Origin of the sequence: Geomicrobium sp. JCM 19039 (assembly GCF_000698145.1) — a bacterium.
GTDB lineage: Bacteria > Bacillota > Bacilli > Bacillales > Marinococcaceae > Geomicrobium_A.
The window spans coordinates 51,878-70,533 of the sequence record NZ_BAXB01000016.1; the positions used below are offsets into that span (position 1 = coordinate 51,878).

22 protein-coding genes and 4 pseudogenes are annotated in these 18,656 nt (G+C 42.4%); 16 read left to right on the forward strand and 10 right to left on the reverse strand.

The annotated features are described in order from the left end of the window. Positions 1 to 164: 164 nt before the first annotated feature. From ytvI to JCM19039_RS14795, 3 genes are all read right to left on the reverse strand, one after another. Entirely contained in the window at positions 165 to 1,310 is a 1,146-nt protein-coding gene (gene ytvI / locus JCM19039_RS14785; protein WP_042400323.1) for a sporulation integral membrane protein YtvI, read from the reverse strand. A 192-nt stretch (positions 1,311 to 1,502) separates the two neighbouring features. Further along, on the reverse strand, positions 1,503 to 2,438 hold the full coding sequence (locus tag JCM19039_RS14790) for an agmatinase family protein (RefSeq protein WP_042428535.1): 936 nt from the start codon (positions 2,436 to 2,438) through the stop codon (positions 1,503 to 1,505). A gap of 22 nt (positions 2,439 to 2,460) precedes the next feature. Then, positions 2,461 to 3,453, reverse strand: a complete 993-nt coding sequence (locus JCM19039_RS14795) for a lipoate--protein ligase (RefSeq protein WP_042428540.1) — start codon at positions 3,451 to 3,453, stop codon at positions 2,461 to 2,463. 108 nt (positions 3,454 to 3,561) lie between these two features. Between JCM19039_RS14795 and JCM19039_RS14800 the strand changes: the two genes are divergently transcribed. The 10 genes and pseudogenes from JCM19039_RS14800 (at position 3,562) to JCM19039_RS24515 (ending at position 8,143) form a co-directional block, all read left to right on the forward strand. Beyond that, a complete protein-coding gene (locus JCM19039_RS14800) occupies positions 3,562 to 3,816 on the forward strand; it encodes a hypothetical protein (protein ID WP_042428543.1) in 255 nt (84 codons plus the stop codon). Between the two features lie 144 nt (positions 3,817 to 3,960). Next, on the forward strand, positions 3,961 to 4,518 hold the full coding sequence (locus tag JCM19039_RS14805; RefSeq protein WP_052398847.1) for a tryptophan-rich sensory protein: 558 nt from the start codon (positions 3,961 to 3,963) through the stop codon (positions 4,516 to 4,518). Positions 4,519 to 4,766: 248 nt separating this feature from the next. Then, a complete protein-coding gene (locus tag JCM19039_RS14810; RefSeq protein ID WP_042428546.1) occupies positions 4,767 to 4,991 on the forward strand; it encodes a hypothetical protein in 225 nt (74 codons plus the stop codon). 268 nt (positions 4,992 to 5,259) lie between these two features. Next, positions 5,260 to 5,478: a hypothetical protein gene (locus tag JCM19039_RS14815; protein WP_052398849.1), complete on the forward strand. Its 219-nt coding sequence runs from the start codon at positions 5,260 to 5,262 to the stop codon at positions 5,476 to 5,478. Between the two features lie 129 nt (positions 5,479 to 5,607). Beyond that, positions 5,608 to 6,198 (forward strand): annotated as a pseudogene (locus tag JCM19039_RS14820) (viroplasmin family protein); the annotation flags it as partial. Between the two features lie 69 nt (positions 6,199 to 6,267). Continuing rightward, complete coding sequence (gene msrA, locus JCM19039_RS14825; protein ID WP_081834554.1) at positions 6,268 to 6,822, forward strand: peptide-methionine (S)-S-oxide reductase MsrA; 555 nt, start codon at positions 6,268 to 6,270, stop codon at positions 6,820 to 6,822. Then, entirely contained in the window at positions 6,794 to 7,234 is a 441-nt protein-coding gene (gene msrB, locus JCM19039_RS14830; protein WP_042428552.1) for a peptide-methionine (R)-S-oxide reductase MsrB, read from the forward strand. Before msrA ends, msrB begins: the two co-directional genes overlap by 29 nt. A 1-nt stretch (position 7,235) precedes the next feature. Then, positions 7,236 to 7,469 carry a hypothetical protein gene (locus JCM19039_RS23905; protein WP_152550227.1) on the forward strand — a complete coding sequence of 78 codons (234 nt, stop codon included), beginning with the start codon at positions 7,236 to 7,238 and terminating at the stop codon, positions 7,467 to 7,469. A gap of 61 nt (positions 7,470 to 7,530) precedes the next feature. Further along, a pseudogene (locus JCM19039_RS28050) lies at positions 7,531 to 7,875 on the forward strand (alpha/beta hydrolase); the annotation flags it as partial. 121 nt (positions 7,876 to 7,996) lie between these two features. Next, complete coding sequence (locus tag JCM19039_RS24515; protein ID WP_193744257.1) at positions 7,997 to 8,143, forward strand: hypothetical protein; 147 nt, start codon at positions 7,997 to 7,999, stop codon at positions 8,141 to 8,143. Between the two features lie 27 nt (positions 8,144 to 8,170). Here JCM19039_RS24515 and JCM19039_RS23910 read toward each other — a convergent pair whose 3' ends face one another. Then, the gene (locus JCM19039_RS23910; protein ID WP_152549014.1) at positions 8,171 to 8,329 is read right to left on the reverse strand and encodes an FbpB family small basic protein; all 159 of its coding nucleotides are present in this window, start codon (positions 8,327 to 8,329) and stop codon (positions 8,171 to 8,173) included. A gap of 226 nt (positions 8,330 to 8,555) precedes the next feature. Here JCM19039_RS23910 and JCM19039_RS14850 point away from each other — a divergent pair, with 226 nt between their 5' ends. The 3 genes from JCM19039_RS14850 to JCM19039_RS14860 are packed head-to-tail and all read left to right on the forward strand — an operon-like array spanning position 8,556 to position 9,807. Next, positions 8,556 to 8,954: a hypothetical protein gene (locus JCM19039_RS14850; protein ID WP_042428566.1), complete on the forward strand. Its 399-nt coding sequence runs from the start codon at positions 8,556 to 8,558 to the stop codon at positions 8,952 to 8,954. Between the two features lie 54 nt (positions 8,955 to 9,008). Next, complete coding sequence (locus JCM19039_RS14855; RefSeq protein WP_042428569.1) at positions 9,009 to 9,329, forward strand: hypothetical protein; 321 nt, start codon at positions 9,009 to 9,011, stop codon at positions 9,327 to 9,329. Between the two features lie 13 nt (positions 9,330 to 9,342). Then, a complete protein-coding gene (locus JCM19039_RS14860; RefSeq protein WP_042428571.1) occupies positions 9,343 to 9,807 on the forward strand; it encodes a VLRF1 family aeRF1-type release factor in 465 nt (154 codons plus the stop codon). A 19-nt stretch (positions 9,808 to 9,826) separates the two neighbouring features. Here JCM19039_RS14860 and JCM19039_RS14865 read toward each other — a convergent pair whose 3' ends face one another. The 5 genes from JCM19039_RS14865 to JCM19039_RS14880 all read right to left on the reverse strand — a co-directional run bounded on the left by JCM19039_RS14865 (position 9,827) and on the right by JCM19039_RS14880 (position 15,090). Further along, positions 9,827 to 10,570 (reverse strand): 5-formyltetrahydrofolate cyclo-ligase, encoded by a 744-nt coding sequence (locus tag JCM19039_RS14865; RefSeq protein ID WP_307190276.1) that lies wholly within the window; start codon positions 10,568 to 10,570, stop codon positions 9,827 to 9,829. Then, a complete protein-coding gene (locus JCM19039_RS14870) occupies positions 10,539 to 11,378 on the reverse strand; it encodes a YihY/virulence factor BrkB family protein (protein ID WP_042428573.1) in 840 nt (279 codons plus the stop codon). Before JCM19039_RS14870 ends, JCM19039_RS14865 begins: the two co-directional genes overlap by 32 nt. Before the next feature lie 67 nt (positions 11,379 to 11,445). Continuing rightward, the gene (locus tag JCM19039_RS14875) at positions 11,446 to 12,858 is read right to left on the reverse strand and encodes an MDR family MFS transporter (RefSeq protein WP_042428575.1); all 1,413 of its coding nucleotides are present in this window, start codon (positions 12,856 to 12,858) and stop codon (positions 11,446 to 11,448) included. Positions 12,859 to 13,906: 1,048 nt separating this feature from the next. Next, on the reverse strand, positions 13,907 to 14,083 hold the full coding sequence (locus JCM19039_RS25765) for a hypothetical protein (RefSeq protein WP_238545078.1): 177 nt from the start codon (positions 14,081 to 14,083) through the stop codon (positions 13,907 to 13,909). After that, positions 14,077 to 15,090, reverse strand: coding sequence for an MFS transporter (locus JCM19039_RS14880; RefSeq protein WP_238545079.1), 1,014 nt, complete (start codon positions 15,088 to 15,090; stop codon positions 14,077 to 14,079). The genes JCM19039_RS25765 and JCM19039_RS14880 overlap by 7 nt, the downstream gene beginning before the upstream one ends. A 138-nt stretch (positions 15,091 to 15,228) precedes the next feature. Between JCM19039_RS14880 and JCM19039_RS14885 the strand changes: the two genes are divergently transcribed. Together JCM19039_RS14885 and JCM19039_RS25770 are read left to right on the forward strand one after the other, a co-directional pair. Then, positions 15,229 to 15,621 (forward strand): OsmC family protein, encoded by a 393-nt coding sequence (locus JCM19039_RS14885; RefSeq protein ID WP_042428579.1) that lies wholly within the window; start codon positions 15,229 to 15,231, stop codon positions 15,619 to 15,621. A 282-nt stretch (positions 15,622 to 15,903) separates the two neighbouring features. Beyond that, positions 15,904 to 16,542, forward strand: a pseudogene (locus tag JCM19039_RS25770) (YfkD family protein). A gap of 2 nt (positions 16,543 to 16,544) precedes the next feature. Here JCM19039_RS25770 and yfkAB read toward each other — a convergent pair. Beyond that, complete coding sequence (yfkAB, locus tag JCM19039_RS14895; protein WP_042428581.1) at positions 16,545 to 17,660, reverse strand: radical SAM/CxCxxxxC motif protein YfkAB; 1,116 nt, start codon at positions 17,658 to 17,660, stop codon at positions 16,545 to 16,547. Positions 17,661 to 17,810: 150 nt separating this feature from the next. Here yfkAB and pdaA point away from each other — a divergent pair. Beyond that, positions 17,811 to 18,595, forward strand: a pseudogene (gene pdaA / locus JCM19039_RS14900) (delta-lactam-biosynthetic de-N-acetylase). Positions 18,596 to 18,656 lie beyond the last annotated feature (61 nt).

Genomic DNA, 18,656 nt, shown 5'->3' on the forward strand with positions numbered 1-18,656 from the left:
AAGCTTTCACTTCTGGACACAAGAGGGTTTGCTACTTTTTAACCGGATTGAAACGGCCTTGTAATAAGGGAAATCTATCTTTCAAAAAAAGCGGATATGCGTAACATACCCGCTTTTTACAAGGTTTTGAGGAACGAAGGGGAGCGAAGTCGAACGACCGTTCATCACGACGTGTTGTTTCGAGGAGGTTCGTCATCGATAAACCCGTGTTTAATAAACTGTTCGATATCTTGAATGACGCCAATATCTTTTAAGATCGTAAGCACAACAAGTAGTGCTGGACCAAGGAATAAGCCGATTACACCGAGAATTTGAAACCCGACAAAGAGAGAGAATAGAACCGCTAGCGTGTTCAAATTCATACTTACGGACAGGACTTTTGGCTCTAACGATTGTCGAACGATGACAACGACAACGTATAAGACGAGTATCGAAATGCCTAAGAAGATTTCTCCAGAAATTACCAGATAGATCCCCCAAGGAATGAGAATCGTTCCTGTTCCTAAATAGGGAAGGATTTCTGCAACCCCGGTAATCAAAGCCATCGTTATCGCATTCTCAACGCCGAGGATTAATAGCCCGATGAGAACGACGACTGTCGTTATAATCATTAAGATTAATTGAGCTCGAATAAATCCCCAAACACGAGTCTTAACTTCCTGAACGAACAGCGTGAATTTCGTTTGGATGCCAACAGGCACTCTACTTTGCAAACTTGCTTTCATCGTTCCTACATCTTTACCAATGAAGTAAACAGCAAGGATGACGAAAATAAATGCAAATAAAAATGCAGGGATTCCGGAAACAACATTTGTGAGTCCGTTTGCAAGTGATTGTGCAACGTTACCAATAATGTTCCCTAGTTGGTTTCCTAGTTCTGTAATTCCTTGCTGAAGGGTTTGTTGCTGTTCAACGTTTAAGTTATCAATGAACCAATTCATTTCTGTCCAAATCGGTAGTACGAAACTGTTAAACATTTCTTGAAGCTGGGCTGCGCCTTGTTCAATCCAACCCGGTAACTCGTGTGAAATTTGCTGGAAGATATAAATGATAAGGAACGTAATCCCAGTAATTACACCACCAAGTACAGAAATACCAATCAACACAGTCGTTAGTGATGCGAGCGTTGATGGAAACTTGAGCCTGATCTTTAATAGTCGTAAAAGCGGTGCAAACATCCAAGCGATCAGTGCAGCAATTACAAAAGGGTAGGTAATTGTGAAAAGGTAAGCACTTACTAAGATGATGAGAATGGCAATCAAAATTACACTTACTGCTCGCAATGAAATCCAAGCTTGTTCTTTAGTCATTGTCTGTTCGCCCTTTCTAAACAAGGGATGGACACCTAGTATATCAAAACTTTACATATCAAGATAACGGATGCAACATCTGGCTTGTACATCTTTTATTATATGTAAGCAGACGTTAGGTTAATCCTTACAATTGAGACAAATAGATGAGAGGGGTTTTGAATGCCAAGTTCAAACCCCTCTCATCAGTTGTTACGATTGTGCATGCCCAGCCAGTACATACAATACAACGGTGGAAGCGAGATGGGAAGAGAAATCTGTTTGGTCTTGCTGTGGATAAACTTCCACGAAGTCCATTCCGCATAGCCCTTGTTTGCCTAGCTCATGGATCACAGTGAGCAACTCATAGGAGGTAAGGCCGTTAGTATCAACCGGTCCACCTGGATTGTACGCATGGTCTAACACATCACTACATATGGAAAGATATACAGCATCTGTACCTTTTGATGCTTGCTCATACATATCTCTAGCTAGTTGACGTAAATCCTTTGTTTCTTTAAATTCATTCACAGTGCGAGTGATTGCCCCAGCTTCCTTGGCGAACTTTCCACTTTCTGGCTTATTTCGTGGTCCATGAATTCCCGCGTGAACGAGTGCAGTATTCTCTACCGCATCAAGCTCATATAGACGGGCAAATGGCGTATTTCGTGCATACAAATCACCATTGAAATCAGGCATGTTGTCATAGTGAGCATCTAGATGAATGATGCCGAGCTTTTTGCCGGGGTTCGTCTCAGCCCAGCCTTTTAGAATTGGATAGGTAATGCTATGATCCCCACCTAAAGCGACTGGGAAGACGTCTTGCTCCCAAGTATGTTTGGAGAAGGACGTAATCCGTTGCATCGTGTTTTCAACTTCAGCTGGAATGACATCCACATCACCCATATCTGATAGCTTGAGGTGTTCAAACACATCAATATCGTCAAGTTCAGGTAAATAACCGCTATACCTAGCAGAAGCAAGGCGCATCGATTTTGGACCGAGCTCGACCCCAGTGTAGTCTCCCCACGTAACGCCTCCTTCCCAAGGAACGCCGTATACGACGACATCCGTGTCTTTTATATTTTTGTCAATTGCCCATTTAGCTCCTAAAAAACATGGCGTATTCCCATATACATAAGCACTCATTCGATACTCTCTCCCAACATGATTAGCTCGTAATTAACGTAATGAGATCTTCTCGGTCAATGGCACCAAAATATTTTTTGGTGTCTAACTGCTCAACAGCAACTCGAATGTCTTCTTCTTTGTAGCGGGTGCCAACAAAATGTGCCTCAGCTTCTTCTATTTCTCCAGTGCCGAAGAAATCACCAAAAATATTCATCTCCGAGATGACCCCTTTTTTCACTTTAAAACGAAAATCCACGAGCCCAGCTTGGAACTTTTTAGAACGCTTAATATCGTAAGAAGGGGATTTCCCGTAGTTCCATTCCCATTTTTGGTACCGTTCTTCAGAAATTTGCTGGATCTTTTCCCAATCTTTATCCGTTAACGTGTAGCGCGAAAAATGAGCGTCCCCTGCAAAAATTGATTGGAGAAGACGTTCCTTGAAGTCTTCCATGCTTAAAGGTTTCTGAATAAACTCGTTAATGTTCGCGACGCGGCTACGTATGGATTTAATTCCTTTTGAACGAATCTTCTCGTCGCTTACATTTAGAGCAGACACGACATTCTCAATTTCAGAGTCCAGCATCAATGTGCCGTGACTAAACATTCGCCCTTTCGTCGCAAACTGGGCATTACCAGAAATCTTCCGGCCGTCTGCGTGTAAATCATTTCGACCGCTTAACTCAGCAGGTACGCCCATTTGCTGGAGTGCTTCCACAACGGGCTCGGTGAATTTTTTAAAGTTACTGAAACTATTCCCATCATCATTTGTAATGAAACTAAAGTTTAAGTTTCCAAGATCATGATAGACAGCACCACCACCAGATAACCGGCGTACGACGTGCAAGTTATGGTCGTTCACGTAGTCACGATTTATTTCTTCAATCGTATTTTGGTTTTTACCGATTATAATGGAAGGTTCATTAATGTAAAAAAGCAAATACACATCATGTTCGTCAAAATGTGTAAGGATGTACTCTTCGATTGCTAAGTTTATTCGTGGATCTGTCGTGTTTGCATTATCAACAAAAATCATAAAAACATCCTCCTTCATCTATCATCTATTGTATAGAAGGTCGCGAATGTTTGCACGTATCGGCGTATATTTATGATATACTAATTTGAAAATAAGGAGTGATGAGTCGTGACTGTACTTAAGCAAATTGTGATGGATAATGTCCAGGAAATTGTCCATCACGTATCCGCGCGTAAAGTAGAATGCATTGTCGCAGCGGTTCTATTGGCTGTAGCTGCTGTCATCGGTTGGTTAACAACGGGAATTATTGACTCGGGCCGAAATGGCATTATTCGCTTTTATGTCGGTGGAACGTTTTCATTTTTCGTAATGTTTATGATTTATTTGTACATTGATCAGTTGTTGTCATTAAAGAAAGCGTAAATGACAGGCTTTTTTTGCACTTTTACTTTATATCTGTCAAAATCCCTCATAGGTGTCTATGCTGGGATTTTGTTATGTGCAATGTATTCTGTGAGATGAACGGAAATTATTTAAATAACAACCTCATTAAAGGGTGTGAGAAAATTGAATCGAACGTTATCTAAATCAGCAGTCTTTGTCATGTTTTTCGCGCTAGTCGTCGTCGTTGTTGTAAATGCGATGGCAAATGGATTGCCAATCAATGGACAAACGACAGGTGAAATTGCCGATCAGATCGGTTTACTGTTCATTCCGCCAGGTTATGTATTTTCGATATGGGGACTTATTTATGTGCTTCTTCTCATCTGGCTAGCTAAATTCATGACGTCAAATGGGCGGAGGAAATCATTTGCTCCGGCACTATTGTACCCGTTTCTAGGAAGTGCGATCGGAAATGCTGGGTGGCTAATTAGCTTCCATTATGAATGGTTCTACGTGACGATGTTGTTTATGTTGTTGCTGCTTTTTTCACTCATACGTTTACATTGGTTAATTTCAAATGCAAGAGATCGTGGTCCTTTTGATTTATTTCCAATTTCTGTATATATCGGTTGGGTATCAATTGCAACAATTTTAAATGTTGGTATTGTGCTTGTAGCAATGGCGTCGACCCGATTGAAGGAATCATTGTTTCAGGCCAAGTGTGGACCATCATCGTATTAATTATCGGGGTTGTACTCGCCATAACATTCATGAACAGGTGCAAAGATGCGGTTTACCCGCTCGTTTTTATATGGGCATATATCGGCATTGGTATTGAACGCGCCGAAGGGTTTGAGATCATTTCAATGACGTGTTGGATTCTCGTAGTCGTGGTGAGCATCATGACTTTGATTCACCTTATTAAGAGAAGGTAGGTTACACGTGCTTGAAAAAGGGAAGGGTGTACTGATAAGAAAGGAATGATAAATATGGCAGTAACGAAGGAAGATATTCACCAACTCGTCGATCGTTTAAAAGAAGATCAGTTAGATGAAGTGTATGAACATGTGAAGGATCTCTTAGAAGGAGAGCAAGTTGACTTTACCGATAGTGAAATTGATGGGCTTGTAGACCAAGACGAATACTATAAAGATGAAGAACGAGCATCAGACGTGCAAAAACAACAAGATCTTTCTGTACGTGAGAAGTTATAGGATAAGAGTGTCCCAGATGTACAGTCTGGGGCACTTTTGCGTAATAGTAGTTAAATGTCTTACAATTTCGCACAAATTGTATAGACTATGGGTGGAAGATGTGAAAGTTTGTGAAAGCCGTTTTTTTTGTTTAGTTCGGTTTGAAAATGGAAAAATGATAACTAGAGCAAAACAAAGCAAACAAAAATCTATGTATTTTATTTAGGAGGAAATGAATCATGAATAAAAATTAGTATACGGTGCACTATCAAGTGTTTTTGCAGTCGGAATGTTAGCAGCATGTGGTGATGATGCAGAAGATCCAGCAGGCGATGACATGAACGGAGATGGCGGCGCACCTGAAGAACCAGGTGACGACGATATGGACGGCGACATGGATGATGACATGGGCGACGATGATATGGACGATATGGATGATACAGAAGACGATCTCGATTTAGATGAAGATATGGATGACGACATGGAAGATGACGACGACGATATGTAATCATCTGTAAGAGAAAGAGCTGACCGATTTTAGGTCAGCTCTTTCTCTTTTTAAAGAGAGTGGCGGCATGATATGATATGTCCGGATAGGAAGGGGATGACCTCGTGAAAAAAAAAGAAATGGTATGTTGTATGGAAAGGGCGTTCACCGGGCATCTATGAAACCTGGGCGGAATGTGAGAAGCAAGTGAAAGGGTATCAAGGGGCGAGGTATAAATCGTATCCGTCACTTCAAGAAGCAAAAGCAGAATACAAACAAGGGTATCAAAGTCCAAAATCTAGTGGACAGGTTAAACGCTCAACAACGACCACATCACCTATAGAAGAAAGTGTCAGTGTAGACGCAGGCACCCATGGGAATCCTGGACCTGTAGAATACCAAGGCGTATACACAAAAGATGGAAAGCTTCTGTTTAAGAAAGAAGCGTATCCGCTTGGCACAAACAATATGGCTGAATTTCTTGCGATTGTGCATGCATTTAAATTTTTGCATAACAACAAAATGAATGTTCCGGTCTATACGGATTCACAAACGGCGATGGGGTGGGTGAAAGCGAAGAAAGCGAAAGCAACGCTCGTTCGAAATGAGAAGAGTGTTGCTATTTGGGACGACGTGCAGGAGGCGGAACAATGGTTGCGTGACCATAATCCATCGTTTACGTTACTCAAATGGGATACAAAAGCCTGGGGTGAAATTAAAGCGGACTATGGTAGAAAGTAGCCGTATGTTTGAGGAAACGTTTTGATAGGGAATATAATGATAAGTCATTGAACGAGGAGGTTAAACAGCATGAAAAAGCAAACGGCAACCTTTGCTGGTGGGTGTTTTTGGTGTATGGTAGGTCCATTTCAAGCGGAAGATGGCGTGATGAGTGTCCGCTCGGGTTATACTGGAGGCCATACGAAAAATCCTACGTACAAGGAAGTTTGTTCGGATACAACCGGTCATGTAGAAGCGATTGAAATTGTATTTGATGAAGACGTGGTCAGTTACAAGCGTCTGTTGACTATTTTTTGGCAGAACATTGATCCTACAGACGGTGGTGGACAATTTAACGATCGTGGTGAATCGTATGAGACAGCTGTTTTCTACCATAATGAGGAACAGCAAACACTAGCGGAACAATCAAGAAAAGAGTTGCAAGAAACAGGTCCGTTTACAGGAGAGATTGTCACACCGATTCGTCCAGCAGCACCGTTTTATGATGCCGAAGAAGAGCATCAAGATTATCACTTGAAAAACCCTTTCCATTATCAATTGTACAAAAGAGGGTCTGGTAGGCAAGGTTTATCCAAAAGCATTGGGGGAATGAATGATGACGGATCGTCAAGAACAAAACCTTAAAGAAAAGCTTACGAAAATGCAGTATGAAGTGACTCAAAATGATGCGACTGAACCTCCGTTTCAAAATGAGTATTGGAATCATTTTGAAGAAGGGTTGTATGTGGATATCATATCTGGCAAGCCTTTGTTTACGTCTAAAGAGAAATTCGAGTCGAGCTGTGGCTGGCCAAGCTTTACGAAGCCGGTAGATGAAAAGGTTGTGGCTGAGAAGGTAGATACTTCTCATGGGATGAGAAGAACAGAAGTGAGAAGCCACGATGCAGATTCACACCTAGGCCATGTATTCCCCGATGGTCCGGGACCAGAGGGGCTCCGTTATTGCATCAACTCAGCATCGATTCGCTTTATTCCTTATGATCAGTTGGATGAGTTTGGGTACGGAGAATATAAGAATAGGATCAAAGATAAGTAGAATGAATGAACATTCCAGATTACTATCGCGAGAATACTTCTTGGACCATCCCAATGCGTATCGCGAGTATTATGAGTTGCCCGCTGATGTAGATCATGAAATTCAGCGGGTTTTGCTTAACGGTAAACAGATTGCCTTTCAATATTTCTTCCCAGAGAAGTGTGAACAGTTCGTTTTGTTTTTGCATGGGTTTATGGACCATATCGGCCTCAAGGTCCATTTTTTCATCGATTAGTTAACGAAAATATAGGAGTGCTCGCCATCGACTTCCCAGGACACGGCTTTCAGAAGGGGATCTTTATCATATTGATGATTTTAATCGGTATGAAGAAGTGTTAGAAGAAGGGTTGGCACAACTCATTCAAAGAGGATACGGTGACCCTATCGTTATTGGCCATAGTACGGGTGGAGGCATTGCTTCGAATTATTTATGGAATGATGAGCGACGCTTTCGTATTAAGAAGTTAATCTTAGTTGCGCCATTGGCGCGCACGAAAGGTTGGTTTACAACGAAGGTGGGGAGTGTGTTTATCAATCTTTTTAGCGACGATGTTCACGGAAGTTTCGAACGAACTCAGGGGATGAAGGGTTTGTTGATAAGCAACGGACGGACCCTTTACAAGAAGATCGAATTCCTCTAGATTGGGTCAAAGCGCTGGTTGATTGGGAGAAATCTTTTCGAAAAGACAGCTCTCAGAAAGAGTCAACGCCAATTGCCATTTTTCAAGGCACAAAAGATGGACCGTGAGCTGGGAGTATAACTTGAAGTTCTATGACCGAAGGTTTGCCAATAAGAAGATCATCCTCATTGACGGTGGGGAGCATCAATTGCTTAATGAAACAGAAGCGATGAAACAGATGGTTTATTCATTAATCGTTCGAGAAATAAAAAATAAAAAGAGGCACTAATAATGGGCCTCTTCTTTTTTTGCATGATTAAGCTTCTTTCTTTGAAAAGCTTCTTTTCTTTAAGCGGCGCAATTGACGATCTTCAACACGTTGTTCAATTGCATTTAACATATCTCTATCTCTCTCAAGGTCTTGTTTATTCTGGTCTACAAGCTCTGAAAATGAAGTTCGGAATGGTCTGCGCATGGTTCTCCGTCCTTTTAATTAGTATATTCAAAGAAGAAGGTTTTTCCTTCTTGTAAGATTATTTTACCCTATTCTCTCTACTTTAAACATTGATAAATTGTTACAATTTGAAGAAAATGCGATATGATGACAGAAGTTTGACGAAATAATCTTCAGACTTGAATGGTTTAAATCAAATTTTTGTAATGTATAATAGGAGTAATTCATTTAAATCGGAGGGATCATCTTGACAAAAAGCAAAAAGCAATGGACATTTTGGGTCATCATCGGAGGGATTTCAGCAGCATTGAGCTATGTGCTGTTGAATAAGAATACGAGAGAAAAGACCGTCACCTATGTGAAGGAAGGTGCGCAGTTCGTTGACGAAACGAGTCGATTTGTAAAAGATAACCAAGAAGAAATTCGTACCCTTATTCGAGAAACGACCGATAAAGTGAATGCACTTGTAAACGTTGCAAGCGCAGACGTAGAAGAAATAGCCAAACACACCTCCCATTTAAAAACGACTGCGACAGACTTTATTGATACAGCAAGAACGGCTGCGAATGAATTCAAACATCAAAAGCAAGTAGAAGAAACGCCACTTGATCTGCCTAAAGAAAATGGTGAGAAAAAGAATGTTTAATGTCCTCTAGCTGCGGTAATACATACTATAATTGCAGCTAAGGAGGAGTTTCTTTTGGCACTAGCAGAAGAGATGAAACAACTAAAACAGGTAACGAATGATGAAGGTGTCCTAACGATTTATCTAAATACAGATTTTGCCAATCAAAACCAACACCGTGGTGAGTGGAAGATTCGCCTGAAAAACGGTAGCAAAAGGTTGGTAGAATATGCGGAGAAGAGTGAGGACAAAGAGCAAGTAAAGCAACTAAAGCGCCTATTAGATGAAGTCGAGACGTACATTCAAGATAAGCAAGCAGAAATGCAACGAAGCTTAGTCATCATCGCATCGGCTGACGCGTCTCTCTGGTCTGCCACATGCTTCAAGTTCCAGTAGAGAGCGCCTTTCATTGGGAACGTACGCCAGAGCTAACCCAACTGCACGAACTTTACAAAGAGTATCCGAAACTGGAGTCATCGTAACGCAAAAGCGGGACGTGTTACTCATTGATACGGCGTTAGGAGAAGTGCGTGATGAACTGAAGTTTCATTGGAACTTTGAGACTGATGATTGGGTTCAGCGTGATGCAGGGCATACGAGTGCGCCTGGCGGAGCGGATACGGCAGCGGATGAATTTGATCGTCGCTTTGAAGAGAATATGCAGCGCTGGTACAAGAAGTTAGCCCCGATCTTAACGAAGGAGCTGAAATCTAGAGATTTGGATGATGCTTATTTTGTTGGATCAAAAGAAATGACAGATGAGCTTACACAGCATATTGATGACAGCAAAATCCGTGGCAAAGTGCAGAAGAATCTAGGGTCGAAACCGACTCATGAAATCCTGAACACCGTGTACGGAGAGTCTTTACGATAATAAAGAGAGAGCAGCCGGGTCACGTATGATCCGGCTGCTCCTTTTTGTTTTTGAGTAATTGTTTTAGTTCCTGTAGCACGGGCATGTTCACATAGTCATCATCTGAGATCGAGCTCCACTCAATGCCTGACGGCTTGACTTGTTCAGTTAGGTGTAATGCTTTCTCTTCTGTGATGATCCAATCAACGGGCACATCAAACGTTTCGCTCGGCAGCGTATCATCAATGAGTTGTAAGTGATGAATCGTCGTCACGACTGGCACCGGTCTGTTGCCTAGCTCGCGAATGATTCCGTACTCACGATCAGCAAAACCAGCCCCTTTACCAATACGGTGCCCGTTATGATCAACAGCAACAGAACCCATAAGCATAAGGTCGATGTCAGGCAGTTGATGCAAAGGGATGATTTCACCATATGCATTAATATGTTTCAAACTAGCCGCTTTTCGCTCATCGCCCGCTGGAACACTGCCTGGCCTGACGATGATAAAGCCGTCTTTTAGGCGAGGTGTGGGGACGAGTAGCGTTTTTTGATCAGCGATGACTCTCGCTCGAATTGGAAGTTGTGGCGAATCAGGATTCACTTTCACGACGGTTGCTTTTTTATAAATATCTAGTTGGAATAGCTGCTCTGCCGCTCTTTCTGCCCCTTTAAAGTTCGGGATTCTCCCATGAAGGGGGAAAGGAAACCGACCAGACTTCGTGCGCGTCAGTTCCTCCCACACGTCTTCTCTAATCTGTTGTTTTTCTTTCAGCTTGCACACCTCCAGGCCCACCTTCGTGAAAATTCATACGGATGGCGTTTAACTGTGCACCGAGTAAGATCATAAGACCGGTTAAATAAAACCAAATCATAAGGCCAATAATGGTACCTAAGCTTCCGTAAATAATGCTGTAGTCATTCCACTGGTTATAATAAGAAAATCCTAATGAAGCAGCTTGCCAGCCGACCGTTGCGAATAGCGCACCTGGCCAAGTGTCTCGCCAACTTATGCGTCTGCTCGGCACGATCGTATACAAAATGATGAGAACAATACCGACAATGAGAATACCAATTGACCAACGAGCAAAGGACCAAACAGGTGCAATCCAACTTTCAAATCCTAATGTTGAAAAGATAAATTCCCCAATGGGTTCACCGAATATAGGGAAAAGCAACGAGACAATCAATGCAATGAGCAAGGATAGAACGACGATAATACCAACAGCAACCATTCTTTTTAGAGAAGGGTGGGGAAGTTGATACGCTTTATTCACAGCCCGTATTACAGCGAAGGAGCCGAGCATCGTCAACCAGATTGTTGCTAGTGTACTAATAGAAAGTGTGTTCGTCCGCTGTTGGTCCAATACATCACTAAGAGTAACTGCGATAAAAGAATACAGATTCTCAGGAATGTAAGGAGCGATAAATTGAAACACATCTTCTGTACTCACTGGAAAAAAACTAATCAAACTAAGGATGACGAGCAACAATGGAAAGAAGGCGAGAAGAAAATAGTACGCCATCTGCGCGGCAACATCGAATAACCGTTGCTCCCAAGTCGTGCGGATCATCGTTTTAACAATTCCCATTCATGCCATGCCTCCTTAAGTGTTTTCATTATATGTAGTTTAGGCATATTCTGGCAACGACAAACCCTTATGAACCTTTACCCCATTTGTTTCTAAGTAAATAGACGAGCGGAATGGACAATAACAAACATACCCCTACAACGATGTAGCATCTTGAACAGCAAGTAACCCAGAGGAGATGATCGTTCCCGTTGGCAACGTGATGTGCCCTTCGAGCTTCAAAGAGCATGGATAAGAGCACGACACTGATGACTTTCATCATTTGACGGCTTACGTTGTTGAGTGCGGTTCCGGCAGGAAGATGACTTGCCTGCAAAGCGTTAAGTCCTGCGGTAGTCACGGGAGTGTTTACGAACCCGTTTGCAAAGCCATGCAAGATGAGCAAAGCAATGAGAAAAGCTGGTTGTAAATCTCCCAACGAGTAAGCGATGCCGAAGGTGGCAATACAAATTAAAACGACTCCCGTCATGATGACAGGGTACGGCCCTTTTTTGTCGAGAATTCTGCCACCAATCGTCATTGAGATGCCCATGGATAGCGCTTGTGGAAAGAGAAGCAACCCAGCGTATAATGCAGACAAACCGTAAATATCTTGAATAAGAATCGGAATGAGCAAGAGTACAGAAAACATGGCGATCGTACTGTTTGCGAGCAGTAACAAACTGGAAGTAAAAATAAAGTTCTTTAAAACACGAATGTCGAGAAGCGGTTCATCGGTGCGGAGTTCATGAAGCACAAACCCAATAAGCAGTGCAAAACCTAACCCAATCATAAAGTACACAAACCCATTTTGGGTACTTTGCAATGCGTCTACGCCGACGAGCAGACCAATGATTCCGCCACTCACAAGCAGAAACCCTAGCCAATCGAAGCTTACACGTTCGGAATCCCCGTCTTTCGTAAGAAAATAAATAGCAAGAACGAGTGACAAGAGGCTCGTCGGAACATTCATTATGTATAGCATTTCCCAAGAAGCGTACTCAAGAATAATTCCACCTACCGTTGGACCGATCGTGGGTGCAATCATAATGGCGACTCCCCAAATCCCCATTGCAAACCCTCGTTCATTTTTGGAAAAATGCTTGAAAATGAGCATCATTCCAATCGGCATAATCATTCCGCCACCTATGCCTTGAACGAGTCGAAAGCCAATCATACTATTGAAATCCCATGAAAAGGGTCCGGCAATAGACCCGACGAGAAATACGAGTGTGCCGAGTAAGAATATTTTCTTAGACCCTACTCGCTTTGATAAGTAACCGGTTAGCGGCATTACAAGTGTCATTCCTAGCGCGAATGCCGTAATGATCCATTGGCCCTCTACGGCAGTTAACGTGTAAAGCTGCATAAAGTGGGGAAGGGCTACGTTCATCAGGCTATTATTTAAGACGACAGTAAATCCTGCAAACAATGCAGCAATTAATACACCCCATTTATGACGATTGGACTGGAGTGGTTGGTTATCGTTATTTTCATTCATAGTTTTCTCCTCCGATGCTTTAATTCGTTAATCGAAGTATTACGCACAATTATACCAAAACAAGGAGAGACGAGCCATTGGAGTTTTTAGAAATGCGTGGCTACTATATAGGTTAAACTAAAGAAATTCATTCGTTCTTGATGTTGAAACTGCATCAAACCTCCGTTCCTTTCGTTCGGTGTAAAAAGCTCTACGACCCTTTTCTGTTACAAAGGAAAACGAGACGTCGGCATGAGAGAGCCGACGTCCAATTGATTTATCTTCGGCACCAGAGGTACCGATGGCTACTAACTCTTGAGGTTATATGAATACACAGGGTTAACTTTAGGTATAGAAACGAACGTTCAACGAGTAGAGAATGCCAGGTGAACTGCGGTGTTCTAAAGCGATCTAGATCGCTAATCTCCTATAAATTCCCAAACATGAGCACCCGTCGCGAGTGTCGGTGCTGAAAATCGTGAAAAACGATCTATATAGAATAAACTTAACATTTTTCTAATTGCGCAGTTTGTTGTTGTTTTCCATTGCAGGCGGATGCTTGCACTCCAGAGCATAAGGGCAACATCGGTGGCAAAACAACTGCCACCGTGTTTTCTATACACTCCAGAGCATAAGGGCAACATCGGTGGCAAAACAACTGCCACCGTGTTTTCTATACACTCCAGAGCACAAGGACGACATCGGTAGCTAAGCATATGCACAGCGCGCCGAAAAGTAGCGTCTCGATTTATAAAGAAATTTCATTTGGATGGTTACCCACAATGGCAGATTTCCTCTAATTTAATTACGGATTAGGCTGAATCTTACCATTGGTGATCCTATGGTAAGATTTCTAGCTTCTATGGTACGATTTTAAAAAAATGCCTCATAACAAAAGGAAAATCTAACCATAGATGGTCCTATGGTTAGATTTTCGCCACGCTGCCCGCCCACGCTGCCCCGCCCACGCGCGTGGCAATATTATCGAACTTTCCCCTATAGGAGGTAGGAGAGGAACTTTACTCTCTTATAAATTCCGAAAGTTTTTAACCACATTGCAAACCGGCTTCTAGCCAGTTGAAGATTCGGCGTTTACGCCTTTGAATACCCCTCCAGCGATAACGACCGCTAGGAGAAGAAATCCAATTGCATAATAAATGCTGCCACGACCTGCGTAGTCAATCAGTATGCCACCAGTTACAGGGCCTAGCATACTGCCTAGACTAAATGAGATGGCTATTAGCACATTCCCAGTCGGCAGAAGTTGTTTAGGAACAAGGTCAGCATATACATGAGACCAAGCGAATAGAAGGAACCTAACAAACCACCGGCAAGGAGAAAGGCCAATGTGACCGCTCCTAAGTGCTGTTCGTAAAAAGGCATGGAAAGGAATATTAACGCACCTAAAAAAGCGAGTATAAGTAATACCCGTTTCCTTCCGAGGCGATCACTCACCATACCAAGTGGAATTTGCGTGACCACGCCCCCGATAACGAAGGCTGGCAATATGAGTGATATCCACTCAATATCGATGTTCATCCGCATTGCATAGATAGGATAACTCCCATGGATCGCAGCTTCCATAAATCCAAATGTTAACGGTGGCAAAAACGCAAACCAAGCCCACTTAATGACGAGCCAATACCGACCTAAAGTTCCAGATTGTTGAGCAGTTTCAATTGCATTGTCCGGCCATTCGTTTTTTAGTTTTAACATGAATAGCCAAACAATCGCGCAAAAAAGTGCCGCACTAATAAAAGGTAGTCGCTCATCAATGGAAAGAACGTGAGTCATGAGAGGCCCACCTGCAAACCCCGCGCTAAACGCCAAGCCATAGATCGCAACATTTCGTCCCCGTACCGCTTTACTGCTCGTCGATGTAATCCATACTTGGGTTGAAAAATGCACCATGTTATCGGCAATTCCTATTATTAACCGTAGAATAAACCAAAGCCAAAAGCTTTGCCAAAGGGGGAAGAGTAGAAGGGTGATGATCACACAGATCAAACCAATTGATATGACCGGTTTATACCCAAACTTTCGAACAGGATGTTCAATGAATGGTGAGGCAATCAGTACACCGATGTAGAGCGCAATTGCATTTAACCCATTCATCGCTGATGAGTACCCTGCATCTTCTAAAAGAATGGCTAAAAGAGGTAAGAGCATGCCTTGGATAAAGCCTGCAACAAATACCATAATAATAAGCATCGTAAATCGAAAAGCAGGTTGATTATTCTGATGATTCTTCATAAGTTGCACCTCGGTTTAAACGAACATTACTTCGTTATCGTAACGGATTGCAATCAGAAAAGGAAGAGGTGAATTCGTTGTCCGAACGTCGATTCACTGGTTACAATAGAGTCAAGATGAAAGAGGAGGCATTTTCTAATGAAATTTACAATTAAAGATGAAGAAGCATTTGAAACAAACGTTCCCTACGGACCTCTTGTCATATCGGGTGACGATGAGTATGGGTATCGCCCGTACCAGCTGCTCGTCTCAGCAATTGCAGGTTGTAGCATTAGTGTTTACCGTAAGATCTTGCGTAAAAGAAGGATTGAGTTCGCTGATCTTATTGTTGAAGCAGACGTAACGAGGAATGAAGAGCCTCCGAATGACGTTCAACAAGTTCACTTGCATTTCACCGTCATAACGGATGATTCGTCTGAGGAACAGTTAGAAAAAATGATGCATGTTGCCGCAAAAAATTGCCCGATTGTGCAATCCGTTACTCCAGCTATCGAAGTAAAAGAAACGATAACGGTGCAAAGAAGTAAATAATGTGAGTTTTGCCCCCAGATTACGATATGCATCTGGGGGCTTTTAACTTGGAAAGAAATAAAACATGTTCATGGATAAAACGAAACCACTTCGAAAACAATATAGATAAATATAGCTTTTTGGAGGGGTACTATGAAACCTTTTCTATGTGCGGCAGTTGGAGTCATCCTAAGTTCAGTAGTGATGGCACCTCTTGCAAGTGCTGCAGAAGATGTAAAGGACGAGTCGTTTGATAAACCGGAGTACGTATACAGTATTTCAAGAGAGAATACGCACGAAAATATGACGAGGGAGTTGCCATATTTACAGCCGGCAGAGCTCACAACTCGCCTTCAAGAGACGAGTGATGTGATCATCGATAACCCTTCTCTTATTTCGTTATTGAATGAATCGTCGATTAAAGACTCTAACTTGCGTTTGGTGTGAATGCTTCAATCTATTTAGGTCCATGGGCGCTCACTTACGAGTCCGATGAAACGACAATGAACTGGGAGTATGACTTGATCAACACGAACGAGTTAGATAATCGCGGTGGAGATACCGTCGGCAAGCTATCATATACCCAGACAGAAAATAAACTCGTGGAAGGGGAGCTGTCTAGTCCCGTGCCACAGCAAGAAGATGTGCAAAATATGATGAGAATAAAGGCTACTGAAAAAACATCACTACCGCTTTCATTTCATGCTAACATCGGAAATCAAACAACGGCAGGACCGATGTATCAAGTACAACCAGATCAAAAAGGTGTTGTCACAAGTTATGTTCCCGCAGTTCATGATCAGCACGGTCACTTACGGAGAAGTATACGTGACTATTAAAGGATCAAAGCCGGCAATTGTCATTAAAAACATTCAAGAACAACAAGTCGATGGCTGGATTCCAGTGAAAGACTATGTGACGTTGAAATACCATAACGGATAAAACTAAAGGTGACTGGTGCGTTTTGTGAAGTCAACATTGGGATAGTACGCATTTTTAACGAGTACATTTGGACCGAGACATTTTACAGAAGGACAATGGCAAGACACGGAATTAGACAAGGCGGTTTGTTGCCAATCATCAAACGCATCCTCGAGCTTTGTATGTTGGACATTCCCTAATGTCGGTTCATCCCCAAAGTCTGTGACGATAATATCGCCGTCAAAGATATTCACGTTTAAGCGGTTTCTACCGTCAGGGTCATTTCGAACGGATACATTGTGGCTCTTATTCAATCGCTCAATAAGTGCAACGTCATCTTTATCATCATTGCAAGCATAAAAAGGCAGTGTTCCAAAAAGCATCCATGTGTTTTCATTACGATGATCCAGTAAGCGATGAATGCCACTTCGTATTTCAGACAGAGAAGCAATCGGTAATTTTGAAGCAAAATCACTCGGATACATTGGATGTACCTCGTGTCGCTGGCAACCCATGTTTACAATCTGATCGTGAATGGCTTCTAAGTGGGGCAATGTGCGAGCATTCAGCATTGTCTCAGCGGATACAAGGACGCCTCGGTCTGTCAATGCCTTTGCGTTCTCCACCATCCGGTTGAAGAACAGCTTTCGTGTAGCGATGCTAGGTGGTTTCTCCATTTCTTGAAAACCTATGGAAATGAAGTCATCCACACTGCCGTAGTTATGGGAGATATGTAAAACATCTAAGTAGGGGAGAATGGGTTCATACTGAGCTAACGGCAACGTTAAATTCGAATTGATTTGCGTGCGCACCCCACGCTCATGTGCGTAACGAAGCAGAGGAACTACGTACTCGTCTACCGACTTTTTAGATAACATCGGTTCTCCGCCTGTAATGCTTAATGCACGTAAATCGGGTACTTCTTCAAGTCGACGAAGCAACAAGTCAAGAGGCAATGCTTTAGGGTCCCGTTTGCTTAACATATATCCAACTGCGCAATGCTCACAACGCATATTGCATAACGTTGTTGTTGTAAACTCGATGTTCGTTAATGTTGGCTTACCAAATTCAATACGGTCTTGATACGCTTCCCACGGATCGTTTTCCGGGGTAATAGCGATATTTTTCTGTAATACCATAAAAGACTCCTTTATACGATTTGAACTTTAGTCAAAGAAAAAGCAGTTCTATTTTAGCATAGATTTGTGCGGATTGTGATTTCGGCAGAGAGGGTGTTTGTCATGCGGGATATATGGAAACAAGTGATTCTAGGTGCGTTTGGGTTTGTCATGCTCGCTTCTTCTGTTCACGCAGAAGAATCTTTTGGTTGGAATTTTAACCCTGCAAAAAACAATGAGCCACCATCGACTGAGCCATTGTATGTAAAGTGGTTGAATCAATATAAAGGTTACTATATCGGCAATACAGACGAAAAAGAGTTATATTTAACGTTTGATAACGGGTATGAAAACGGGTTTACAGAACCCATTTTGGATGTGTTGAAAGAGCGCAACGTTCCAGCAGCGTTTTTTGTTACCGGTCATTATGTACAATCTGAACCTGATCTTATTAATCGTATGGCTAAAGAAGGACATATCGTTGCCAATCATTCGTGGAGTCATCCCCATTTTCCCGATTTGTCGGATGAACAAATTAAAGTTGAGCTCGAGCGTGTCGAGGATGCGTATACGGAGCTTACTGGAAATGCCATGCACTATGTAAGGCCACCGAGAGGAACATTTAATGAGCGTACACTTGATGCTGCCTTAAAGTTAGGGTACACACACGTTTTTTGGTCGTTTGCTTACGTAGATTGGAATACAGATGATCAAAAGGTGAGCAATATGCGTACGACAAAATAATGGACCGCATACACCCCGGTGCGATTGTATTGCTTCATTCTGTATCAGAAGATAATGCCCTTGCACTTGGTCGAGTCATTGATGATCTAAAAGCACAAGGGTATACCTTTAAAAGTTTAGATGATCTAACGGGCAAACGTTCATCATCCCCGTTAATTAATGCGAGAACAAGCGCGTATTTAGACGATCAGCAATCGTTTGTAGCTCGATAAATCCGTGACGTCAAATGCAATATTTTCTTTTGTTCTGACGACGAGCTTACCGTCGTCTTCT